This window comes from Streptomyces sp. NPDC047072 (assembly GCF_040643855.1).
Taxonomy (GTDB): domain Bacteria; phylum Actinomycetota; class Actinomycetes; order Streptomycetales; family Streptomycetaceae; genus Streptomyces.
Genome location: NZ_JBEYVC010000357.1, coordinates 1 through 1,989, shown reverse-complemented (window position 1 = coordinate 1,989; position 1,989 = coordinate 1). Strand labels below are relative to the sequence as shown.

The window sequence follows — 1,989 nt, the reverse complement described above, 5'->3', positions numbered from 1 at the left end:
GTCGACTGGGACAGCGGCACAGTGCAGTTGCTCACCGAGACCACCCCCTGGCCCGACCTGGACCGGCCGCGCCGCGCCGCCGTCTCCTCCTTCGGCGTCTCGGGGACCAACGCCCACGTCGTCCTCGAACACCATGGGGAGCACGCCGAGGAGAACCCCACCGCCGTCCCCCCGGGAGAAGCCGGCCGTCCCGTGGCCTGGCTGCTGTCCGGCGCCACCCCCGGTGGCCTGCGCGGACAGGTTGACCGTCTGTACGACCACGTCTCGGCGCGCCCCGAGCTGTCCGCCGAGCAGGTCGGACGGGCCCTGACGACGCGCTCGGCGCTGCGCCACCGGCTGGCTGTCACGGGCGGTACTCGCGAGGAACTCCTCTCCCGGCTGCACACCTGGCGGACCGACCCGGCCGCGGCCACCGATCCGGCCATCGCCGCCGGTACCCCCGCCGGTGCCGCCACCGCCGCTTATCTGTTCCCGGGCCAGGGCGCTCAGCGGCCCGGCATGGGGGCCGGGCTGTATGCCGCTTTTCCCGTCTTCGCCACCCGGCTCGACGAGGTCTGTGCCGAGTTCGACCGCCACCTGGACCGCCCCTTGCGGCCGCTCCTCTTCACCGCGGACGCCGAGTCGCTGAACCGGACCTGCTACACACAGCCCGCGCTGTTCGCCGTCGGAGTCGCGTTGGCGGCGCAGCTGGAGGCCGTGGGCGTCACCCCCAGCCACCTGATCGGGCACTCCATCGGCGAACTGACCGCCGCTCACGTGGCGGGCGTCCTCGACCTGCCGAGTGCCTGTGCCCTGGTGGCCGCCCGGGGCGCGCTGATGCAGGCGCTGCCGCCCGGCGGCGCCATGGCCGCCGTACAGGCGAACGAGCGAGAAGTGCTGGAATCGCTCCCCGGGCAAACGGACGACATCGCGATCGCCGCGCTGAACAGCCCGACCACGACGGTGGTCTCGGGCACCGAGGCCGCTGTGTCGTCGATCGCGGAGACATGGACGGAGCGAGGACGACGAGTCAAACGACTGGCCGTCTCACACGCCTTCCACTCACCGCTGCTCGACGGGATGCTCGACGACTTCCGTGAGATCGCCTCCTCCATGACGTATCGGCCGCCCCGCATCCCGGTCGTCAGCAACATCGAGGGCCGTGTCCTGTCGGCGGAGGAACTGTGCACGCCCGAGTACTGGGTACGGCATGCACGTCGGCCCGTGCGGTTCGCTGACGGCGTGCGCCACCTCGCGGACGCGGGGGTCACCGTGTTCCTCGAACTGGGCCCCGACGGCGGCCTGACCTCCCTGGTCCAGGAGTCCCTCCCGGACGGGACCAAGGACCCCGTGACCGTACCCCTGATGCACCGTGCCCTCCCGGAATCGCAGGCCCTGCTCGCCGGCCTGGGCCGGGCATGGCGGCGCGGAGTGGACGTCGACCGGGGCGAACTGCTCGGCACCGAACGCCTCGAACTGCCCACCTACGCCTTCGACCGGCGCAGGTTCTGGCTGAACGCGACCGTACGATCCACCGAACCCACCGAAGCCGAGCCGCAGCTCCCCCCTGCCGCCGAGCAGGACACGACCTGGGCCGGCCGGCTGGCCGAACTGCCCCGGGCAGAGCGCGCCGACGCCGTCCTGGAGACCGTGCGCAGCCACGCCGCCCGGGTTCTCGGGCACGGCCACACTTCCGAGATCGACCCCGAACGAGGTTTCCTGGACGCCGGGTTCGACTCCCTCACCGCCGTGGAGTTCCGCAACGGCCTCAGTCTGATCACCGGTCTCCCGCTGCCCGCCACACTGATCTTCGACCATCCCACACCGGCCGACCTGGCCGACTGGATCGTCGCCGAGGGCGCCCTCGACACCGTCCGGACCGTCCGGACCTGGAGCGGCGAACCGATCGCGATCGTGGGTCTGGCCTGCCGGTATCCGGGCGGGGTGCGGTCGCCCGAGGACCTGTGGCGGGTGGTGGCGGACGGCGTGGACGCCACGTCGGAGTTCCCG

General features: G+C 72.2%; 1 protein-coding gene. It reads left to right on the top strand.

The window, feature by feature from the left end; genetic code table 11:
- Positions 1-1,989, top strand: a 1,989-nt coding sequence (locus ABZ896_RS52610; RefSeq protein WP_360946614.1) for an acyltransferase domain-containing protein, incomplete at both ends; no start/stop codon positions are given.